At 72.8% G+C, this 8,474-nt stretch carries 8 protein-coding genes; 6 read left to right on the plus strand and 2 right to left on the minus strand.

What is annotated here, in order from left to right:
• Nucleotides 1–19: 19 nt before the first annotated feature.
• Nucleotides 20–1,615, minus strand: coding sequence for a hypothetical protein (locus DEJ01_RS17500; protein ID WP_111093740.1), 1,596 nt, complete (start codon nucleotides 1,613–1,615; stop codon nucleotides 20–22).
• 80 nt (nucleotides 1,616–1,695) lie between these two features.
• Between DEJ01_RS17500 and DEJ01_RS17505 the strand changes: the two genes are divergently transcribed.
• From DEJ01_RS17505 to DEJ01_RS17515, 3 genes are all read left to right on the plus strand, one after another.
• Entirely contained in the window at nucleotides 1,696–2,457 is a 762-nt protein-coding gene (locus tag DEJ01_RS17505) for an SDR family NAD(P)-dependent oxidoreductase (protein ID WP_111093741.1), read from the plus strand.
• A gap of 110 nt (nucleotides 2,458–2,567) precedes the next feature.
• Nucleotides 2,568–2,762, plus strand: coding sequence for a hypothetical protein (locus tag DEJ01_RS17510; RefSeq protein ID WP_071406076.1), 195 nt, complete (start codon nucleotides 2,568–2,570; stop codon nucleotides 2,760–2,762).
• Nucleotides 2,763–2,847: 85 nt separating this feature from the next.
• Nucleotides 2,848–3,363, plus strand: coding sequence for a hypothetical protein (locus DEJ01_RS17515; protein ID WP_111093742.1), 516 nt, complete (start codon nucleotides 2,848–2,850; stop codon nucleotides 3,361–3,363).
• Nucleotides 3,364–3,372: 9 nt separating this feature from the next.
• On the opposite strand, the gene DEJ01_RS17520 is transcribed toward DEJ01_RS17515, so the two are convergent.
• Nucleotides 3,373–4,809, minus strand: coding sequence for a PLP-dependent aminotransferase family protein (locus DEJ01_RS17520; RefSeq protein WP_111093743.1), 1,437 nt, complete (start codon nucleotides 4,807–4,809; stop codon nucleotides 3,373–3,375).
• A gap of 21 nt (nucleotides 4,810–4,830) precedes the next feature.
• On the opposite strand from DEJ01_RS17520, the gene DEJ01_RS17525 reads away from it, so the two are divergent.
• The 3 genes from DEJ01_RS17525 (at nucleotide 4,831) to rlmN (ending at nucleotide 8,042) form a co-directional block, all read left to right on the plus strand.
• Nucleotides 4,831–5,580, plus strand: a complete 750-nt coding sequence (locus DEJ01_RS17525; protein ID WP_111093744.1) for a pyridoxamine 5'-phosphate oxidase family protein — start codon at nucleotides 4,831–4,833, stop codon at nucleotides 5,578–5,580.
• A gap of 182 nt (nucleotides 5,581–5,762) precedes the next feature.
• Nucleotides 5,763–6,716 carry a C40 family peptidase gene (locus DEJ01_RS17530; RefSeq protein WP_111093745.1) on the plus strand — a complete coding sequence of 318 codons (954 nt, stop codon included), beginning with the start codon at nucleotides 5,763–5,765 and terminating at the stop codon, nucleotides 6,714–6,716.
• A 93-nt stretch (nucleotides 6,717–6,809) separates the two neighbouring features.
• Nucleotides 6,810–8,042, plus strand: coding sequence for a 23S rRNA (adenine(2503)-C(2))-methyltransferase RlmN (rlmN, locus tag DEJ01_RS17535; protein WP_017885785.1), 1,233 nt, complete (start codon nucleotides 6,810–6,812; stop codon nucleotides 8,040–8,042).
• The last annotated feature ends 432 nt before the right edge of the window (nucleotides 8,043–8,474 follow it).

Here is an 8,474-nt window from a genome sequence, read left to right on the forward strand (position 1 = left end):
CGACCACCGCGCCGACCCGTCAGCGCGCCCGGACCGGAACGCCCCGCCGACCCCCTTCCGGCGGGGCGTTCCCCGTGCCGTCGGCGGCCACGAACCCGCGCGGCCCCCACGCCTCCGCCAGCGTGATCGAGGCCACGCCCGGCACCGTCAGCGCTCGCGCCGCGTCGGCGAACCACCGCGCGGCGGCCGGCGTGTGCTGCGCCGGGTCGGTCGCGTCCGGAACGGTCTCCGGCCCGTACCCGGCGTCGACCGTCGCATCGGTCACGACCGGTCGCGCGGACGTCGCCACCGCGTTGAACCGTGGCCGCAGTGTCACCGGTCCGACGTGCAGCGCCCTGCCGGCGGCCAGCCTGGAGGCGCTGCTCACCACCCAGCGCTGCATCCGGATCGACTCGGTCACCTGTTCGGGCGACCGGTCGTGCATCTGCGGCGTCACGCTGCAGGTCAGCGGGCCGTCCCAGCCCGAGAACACCGCGATCGAGCGGTTCAGCTCGGTGAAGTGGGCCCGGGTACCGGCGACGACCTCCAGCGCGCCGACCGCTGCCACCGCTTCGCGCAGTGCCCGCTGCAGCGCCGGCGTCGTCACGTGCGACACCGGGTCGAACGCCCCGACGCGAGCCACCGGCCCGCCCGCGAGCACCGCGTCGATCGCCGCGCGCAGCAGCACCGGGTCGTCGGTGACGAACCGGACGTCCAGGGGAGCGCCACCCGCGTCCCGCCGGGCCGAGGCGAGCACCGCCTCGACGTTCGGTGCCCCGAGGACCGGTTCGACCAGGATCGGGAACCCGCGGAGCAGGTCGGCATCGTCCGGGCGCGCAGCGACCGGTGCCGAACCCGCGAGCAGCTGGAGCGTCGGCGACGGCGTGACCACGGCACCGGGACCCGGCCCGTCGAGCGCCGCGAGGTCCGGGGCAGGGGAGGCCGCGCCTCCCGACCGGGTGCCCGGACCACCTGCTGGACCGCCCGCCGTCGCACGCAGGGTGAGCCCCTGCCGGACCGTCGTCCCCGGCGTGATCGCGACCGGGAACGGCTCGGCGAGCGGCGTCGAGTAGGTCTTGAACGAGGCGTCGGTCCAGTTCCGCTGGTCCTCGGTCTCGAACACGTTGCCGGTCAGGTCGAGCGACAGCGCGGTCGCGCCCACCGACCAGTCGAGCCCGGCGACGTCGACGGCCGGCTGGTGCGGCGCGATCCAGAACGGGAACGCCGTCGCGGTGGTGTCACCGGACGGATGCCGCACCGTGAGCGGCTGCCCGGCCAGGGTCGGCGGGTGCAGGACGACGAGCCCGACGCGGTTGCGGCGGAAGGCCCGTGTGACCGTCCCGACCGTGGAGACCCGCAAGGTGTCATCGTCGAGCGTGACCTCGAGGACGGTGCGCACGACCTCGACGCCGTCGTACCGTGCGCTGGTCTCGATGCGGATGCGCCCATCGTCACCGTCCACCGTGCGTGTCAGAACGGTGTCGTCAGCGGTGCGCCAGTCGTGGTCGCGGACGACGAACCGGACGGCGCGCAGGACGAGCACGCCCCGGAGCGTGACGTCGGCGAGTTCGGCTCCGCGCAGGACCAGACGCCAGGGCCCGACGGACACGATCTCGTCGTTCGACGTCGCAGTCATGGTGCATGCCTAGCACCGGTCAACCGGTTGGGCAATGATGGGCGTGACGGAGCAGCGCTGCTCTGAGGACGGAGTCCCACATGACCGCACGACTCGACGGCCGGACCGCACTCGTCACAGGAGCGGGGTCCGGCATCGGCCGCGCGATCGCCGACCGCTTCGTGGCCGAGGGGGCGGCCGTCGTCTACGCCGACCGCGACGCCGATGCGGCCGCCGGTGCCGCCGCCGCAGCCGGCCCGACCGCGATCGGCCTGACGATGGACATCGCCGACGAGGCGAGCGTGGCCGCGGGCTTCGCCGACCTGGCCGAGCGTGGTGCGCGCCCCGACGTGGTGGTCGCGAACGCCGGTGTGCAGCTGTTCGGCCGTGACGCGAAGGTCGCCGACCTGTCGCTCGAGACCTGGGACCGCACGGTCGCGGTCAACCTCACCGGCACGTTCCTGACGATCAAGCACGCCGTCCGGGCGATGCTCGCGAGCGGCGCCGGCGGGTCGGTCATCGCCACGGGGTCGCCGACCGGGCTGAACGGCGAGGGCGCCGACTTCGCGGCGTACTCCTCGACCAAGGGCGGCATCCACGCACTCGTCCGGGCGACCGCGATGGCCTACGCGCGGGACGGGATCCGGGTGAACACGGTCGTGCCGGGCTACACCGAGACCGGCCTCGTGTCGGCGATCTCCGGTGACCCCGAGGCCCGAGCCGCGATCGTCGCCCGCACCCCGCTCGGTCGCCCGGGCACCCCCGACGACGTCACCGGGATCATGGTCTACCTGGCCAGCGTGGAGTCGTCCTACGCCACCGGAGCGGAGTTCCGTGTCGACGGCGGCATGACGAGCCTCTGACCCGTCCTGGAGGCCCGGGGCGGCCCCGTCAGGCCGTGCCACGCCCGCCGTTTGGCCGCGGAACGCAGCACGTGGTTCCGCGGCTCCCGGCACGCGTACCGTCCGTCGCGATGACCGAATCACCCACCACCACCGCCCCGTCGAACTACGAGTCCGCCGACGGTGTGGACCCCCTGCACGTCACCACCTACCGACAGGTCCGCAAGGCCGCCCGCCGCGGACACGCGCTGCCCGGTGACGCCGGCGAACCCTCGCTCGCCGACCTCGTGAACGCCCGGAAGAACGGCACCGCCGACTCCCGCTGACGCAAGCTCACGATCCGGTCTCGACGAGGTCTCGATCGGGACACGACGACGCGAACGGCACGAGGGTGCTGCCACGATGACGTCCATGATCTCCTTCCGGTCCGCACTGCCCCTGGTCCTCGTGAGCGCGGTCCTCGTGTCCGGCTCGCTCGCCGGTTGCTCGGCCGGCGCCGACGCAGCGGCGCGGCCGACGTCGACCCCGAAGACGACCTCGGAGACCTCGGACGCCCAGCCCGCGGGCGGCGCGACGGACCCGATGGAGGAGGACCGGAGTGCTGCGGCGATCTGCGGCCAGATCAGTGCGCTGACGACCATCTCGCTGAACGCGACGGTCGGGCGGAGCCAGGGCGATCTCTCCGAGGCGCAGTACCAGGCACTGATCGCGGCGGAACGCTTCGGCTACGAGCACCTGTCGAGCAGCGACGAGGAGCTCGATGACGCGATCGACTACGCGCACGAGTACCTCGACGCGCACCCCGCACCGAAGTCCGGGCCGGCGCTCGAGATGACTCCCGAGTGGGAACTCGTCGGGCGGACCCTGATCACCGCGTGCCGGGGTGCCGGGTCGAACGTCGTGGGCACCGCCCAGTACGGCGGCTGACGACCCTGATCAGGGTCCCGTGACCGCCGTCACCAGGGCGTCGAGCGCCCGGTCGAGCTCCGGCATCGTCACGGCGCCGTAGCCGAACACGATGCCCGGCGGCGTGCTGCCGGGTGCGAGCCCGTACTCCTCGAGCGACGCCACGAGCACCCCGGCGTCCGCCATCCGACGCGTGATCTCCGCCCCGGTGGTCGGACCCGACCACATGACCACCGCGTGCAGTCCGCCGTTCAGGGCACGGGCCTCCAGGCCGACGACGCCGCCGAGCCGAGCCGCGATCCGGGCCCGGCGGTGCGTGTAGTCGCGGCGCACCCGACCCAGGTGCCGCCGCAGCGCACCCGTCCGCAGCAGGTGCACGAGCGCGGCCTGCACCGGTTCGGCGACGACCGCGCCACGTGCCCGACGCGCACCGAGCACCACGTCCGCCACCGGAGAACCCGCCGCTGTAGTCGTCGGCAGCACGAGGTAGGCACACCGCAGCCGGGGGTCGAGCGTCTTCGAGAACCCGCCGATGTGCAGCACCACGCCCTCGGCGTCGAGTGCGGCCAGCGCGGGCACGGGCGCGCCGCGGTGCCGGAACTCGGAGTCGTAGTCGTCCTCCACCACCACGGTGCCGGTGGCGGCGGCCCAGGTGAGCAGCCGCCGGCGCCGGGCGACGGGCATCACCGACCCGAGCGGGTACTGGTGCGTCGGGCTGACCAGGACGGCGTCGATCGGTCCGGAGGCTTCGAGTGCGGCGAGGTCGAGGCCGTCCTCGCCGACCGGGACGCCCACCAGGGACCCGCCCGCGCTCGTGACCGCACGGTGTCCGGTGCGGTAGCCGGGGTCCTCGACGGCGACGACGGGAGCGCGACCCAGCAGCCCCCGCATCGCCTCGGTGACGAGTGACAGCGCCTCCGAGGTCCCCGCGGTCACGAGCACCCGGTCGACCGACGCCGTGAACCCGCGGGTCAGGCCGAGCTGGGCGACGACCTGTGCGCGCAGGTCGGGGGAGCCGAGGGGCTCTGCGATCGCGTTCCGGAGCGGGGCCGACGCCGCTGCGTGCCACGCTGCCCGCCAGTCCCGCTGCGGGATGGCGGTGACCGCGGGGATGCCCGGACGGCAGTCGATGAGCGAGGACGTCAGGGCCGGAGCGTCCGAATCGGGGGAGCGGGCGCCGACCGAAGCCGGCGTCATGCCCGCGTCCACCGTCACACTCGCCGCGACCCGCGCGAGGGCACCGTGCCGCGTCCGCAGGTACCCCTCGCCGTCGAGCTGCTCGTACGCCGCGACGACGGTGCCCCGGGCCACCCCGAGCTCCGCCGCCAGCGCCCGCGTCGAGGGCAGCGCATCGCCCTCGCGCAGGGTGCCGTCGTGCACCATCCCGCGCACCCGTGTCACCACCTCGGACACCTTGCTCGACTGGTCCACTGTGATCGCCCCGATCTGGTCCAGGCACCGGACCACTGGTGACCCTAGCGTGACGACATGCCCACCTCGAGCCCCGAACCAGAACCGAGCATCGACGGCCCCTCGCTCCGCGTCCGGCGCCTGCGCGACCGCCAGTCCGACGACCCCGCCGTCCTGCACGCGATGCTCGCCGAGGCCCACCTCGCCCACGTCGGCATCGTCCGCGGCGGCCACCCCGTCGTCCTGCCGTTCCTCTGCGCCGTCGGGGACCTCGGCGACGGCCCCGTCCTGCTGCTGCACGGCTCGACCGGTGGTGGGCTGTTCCTCGACGCCGGGGCCGAGGGCGTCCCGGTCGCCGCCACCGTCACCCACCTGGACGGTCTCGTCTTCGCACGCTCCACCAACGACAGCTCGGCGAACTACCGCAGCGCGATGGTCGCCGGCCGCGCGACCGTGGTGCCGACCGACCTGCGCACCGAAGCCCTCTGGCAGGTGGCCGACCACCTCATGCCGGGCCGCCGAGCCGAGGTGCGCGAGATGACCGCGAAGGAGGTCCGCGCCACCCAGGTCCTCCAGCTGCCCCTCGACCGCGCGAGCGTCAAGGTCCGAGCCCACGGTGTCGGCGAGGACCCGGCCGACGGCGAGGACCACTCCGTCTGGGCGGGCGTCCTGCCACTCGCGGTGCACGCCGGTGTCCCGATCCCGGGGGACATCTCGGGGGACAGCCCGGTAGACGCGTCGGTCGTCGCGCTGTCGGCTCGCCTCGACCGCCTGGCGGCCGACCGGGAGGCCCGGATCGCCGCCGCCATGCGGGTCACGCCGGTCTGAGCCCGGGTCCACCGCCGCGGGCCGCCTCCGGAACGCCCGTGCGCGTCGTCGGAGTGACCTGCGAGCGGTGCTCGTTCCTGTGACCAGCTGCAGGAACACTCCGGCACTGCCCAGCCGCGAGCACCGTCGTGACCAATACGTTACTTTCCGGACCGCCGAGTGGTCCCGACCCGGAAGGACCCATGGGACGCCACACCCTGCCTGCAACAGCCGACGACCGTCAGCCCGCGCGAACGCACACGCACCCCGCGGTCGACCCCGTGCCGCTGACGCCGGACACGCAGCAGTCCCGTCCCCGTGGTCGCCGCTCGGCCCTCGGCCCCGCGGCCGCCCGCTCCACCTTCGTCGAGCACCCGAAGCCGGCCCGGACCGTGCGGATGCAGCCGCGTCCCGCCCCCGTCGCGTCGTCGGCCGGCAGTGCGGTGCTGAGCCGGACCGCCACCCTGCGTGCCGAGCGCGCCGTCGACCCGCGGCACATCCGTCGCTCCGCCAACGCGAAGCGCGCGGCGATCCTGCTCGCCCCCGCGATCGCGGTGACCTCGAGCCTGACGCTCGCCCTGCCCGCGAACGCCGACACCGTGCCCGCGGACACCCGCTCGGGCACGACCACGGCGCAGGCCGCCCAGACCTTCACGGTGGCGCACGACGTCCAGGTCCCCGTGGTCTCCACCGACGGCATGACCACCACGACGACGATCGTGTCGTACCCGACGCTCGACCTCCGCTTCGGGGTGACGACCGCGCAGGCACAGTCCGCGTTGTCCGCCGCACTCTCGGCCGGCGGCGACCGGGCCACGATCGTGCAGACCGCCCTGCAGTACATGGGGGACCCGTACGTCGAGGGCGGCGCGAGCCACGAGGGCATCGACTGCTCCGGGCTCACGATGGTCGCGTACCAGGCGGTGGGGATCCAGCTCGTGCACTACGTGCCGACGCAGGACGCCGTCGCCACCACGATCCCCGAGTCCGAGGCACTGCCGGGCGACCTCGTCGTGTACGACGACGAGGACCACGTCGGCCTGTACCTCGGCCAGGGACTCGTCCTGCAGGCACCGCACCCGGGCGAGGTCGTCGACATCGTCCCGATGTACTCGGCGGCGCACCACTTCGCGCGTGTCCTGCCCGCCGGCAGCTGACCCGACCAGCCGTGGCGCGGCCCTGGTGGTGACCACCAGGACCACCCGGACGGGGCGTCCCCACCGATCACGGGCCTCCCGTATCCTGGAGTGATGGCTTCCGACACCCGCACCCCGTTCGAACAGCAGCAGTCTGCTCGTCCGCAGGTGCGCCCGCGCACCGAGGGCTGGAAGCAGGCCACCGACACCGACGGTCGCCCGCTGCTGCAGTTCGCGTCCCCGAAGCGTGGCAAGCCGCCCGTGCACCTGGCCGACCTGACGGCCGAGGAACGCGAGGCCCGCGTGAAGGAACTCGGCCTGCCCGGGTTCCGCGCCAAGCAGCTCGCGACCCACTACTTCCAGCACTACACGTCCGACCCGGCCAAGATGACCGACCTGCCCGCCGCCCAGCGGGAGCAGCTCGTCGCCGGGATGCTGCCGCCGCTCCTCACCGAGACCCGGCGGCTGGCGACGGACAACGGCGACACGATCAAGTTCCTCTGGAAGCTGCACGACGGCGCCCTGGTCGAGTCGGTCCTCATGCGCTACCCGGGCCGCATCACCCTGTGCGTCTCGTCCCAGGCCGGGTGCGGCATGAACTGCCCGTTCTGCGCCACCGGCCAGGCGGGGCTGACCCGCAACATGTCCACTGCCGAGATCATCGAGCAGATCGTCCGGGCCAACGCCGCGATCGCCGCTGGTGAGCTCGGGGGTGATCCCCGCAAGGGCGGCAACGACCGCGTCGACGCCGAACGCGTGACGAACATCGTGTTCATGGGCATGGGGGAGCCGCTCGCGAACTACAAGCGGGTGATGGACGCCGTGCGGTTGATGGTCGCGCCGCAGCCGAACGGTCTCGGCATGAGTGCCCGCGGCATCACGGTGTCGACCGTCGGCCTGGTGCCGGCGATGATCAAGCTCGCGGACGAGGGGATCCCGCTCACCTTCGCGCTGTCCCTGCACGCGCCCGACGACGAGCTCCGCGACGAGCTCATCCCGGTGAACTCGCGCTGGAAGGCCGACGAGGCGATCGACGCCGCCCACAACTACTACGTCAAGACGGGCCGTCGTGTCTCGATCGAGTACGCGCTCATCAAGGACATGAACGACCACGCCTGGCGAGCCGACCTGCTCGCCGAGAAGCTCAACAAGCGCGGCAAGGGCTGGGTGCACGTCAACCCGATCCCGCTCAACCCGACGCCGGGCTCCGTGTGGACCTCGTCCGAGGTGCACGTGCAGGACGAGTTCGTCCGCCGACTCAACGCCGCCGGCATCCCGACGACCCTGCGCGACACCCGCGGCAAGGAGATCGACGGGGCGTGCGGGCAGTTGGCAGCGGCCGAGTAGGTCGGTCCTGTTCGTTCGGGAGGCACGGTGCGGGTTCGCACCGTGCCTTCCGTCGTTCCCGGGGTGGCGCCCACCCCCGTCGATCCCCGGAAACCCGGGGGACACGAGCCGTTCACCCAACTGCGACACGCCCGGGACGGACGACGGTTGGCAGGGCCCCCGGGGCGTGTGTAAAGTAATCACTCGTTGCCGCTGAGGCGGAGAACGGAACGGCCGAGACGGTCACAGGGTGCAAGCCCTGGATGCGCAGTCCGGACGGGGTCCCGCTCAGGCAACATCCCCCCGAAGAAGTCGAAATCATTCGACGTTTCTGACGGTGGAACAAGACGAATGCCTCTCTGGCGGAACCTGTGATGGGTCGAGCGGGGAGTGCGTCTGGTCCTTGAGAACTCAACAGCGTGCACATTGTCAATGCCAATTTATTGATTGACC

Origin of the sequence: Curtobacterium sp. MCLR17_040, from assembly GCF_003234735.1 — a bacterium.
GTDB classification, from domain to species: Bacteria; Actinomycetota; Actinomycetes; order Actinomycetales; family Microbacteriaceae; genus Curtobacterium; species Curtobacterium flaccumfaciens.

Bases quoted from the DNA above. Each gene is read 5' to 3' on its own strand.
- DEJ01_RS17525 (WP_111093744.1), top strand. From the start codon at position 4,831: ATGCCCACCTCGAGCCCCGAACCAGAACCGAGCATCGACGGCCCCTCG.
- DEJ01_RS17530 (WP_111093745.1), top strand. From the start codon at position 5,763: ATGGGACGCCACACCCTGCCTGCAACAGCCGACGACCGTCAGCCCGCG.
- rlmN (WP_017885785.1), top strand. From the start codon at position 6,810: ATGGCTTCCGACACCCGCACCCCGTTCGAACAGCAGCAGTCTGCTCGT.
- DEJ01_RS17510 (WP_071406076.1), top strand. From the start codon at position 2,568: ATGACCGAATCACCCACCACCACCGCCCCGTCGAACTACGAGTCCGCC.
- DEJ01_RS17505 (WP_111093741.1), top strand. From the start codon at position 1,696: ATGACCGCACGACTCGACGGCCGGACCGCACTCGTCACAGGAGCGGGG.
- DEJ01_RS17500 (WP_111093740.1), bottom strand. From the start codon at position 1,615: ATGACTGCGACGTCGAACGACGAGATCGTGTCCGTCGGGCCCTGGCGT.
- DEJ01_RS17515 (WP_111093742.1), top strand. From the start codon at position 2,848: ATGATCTCCTTCCGGTCCGCACTGCCCCTGGTCCTCGTGAGCGCGGTC.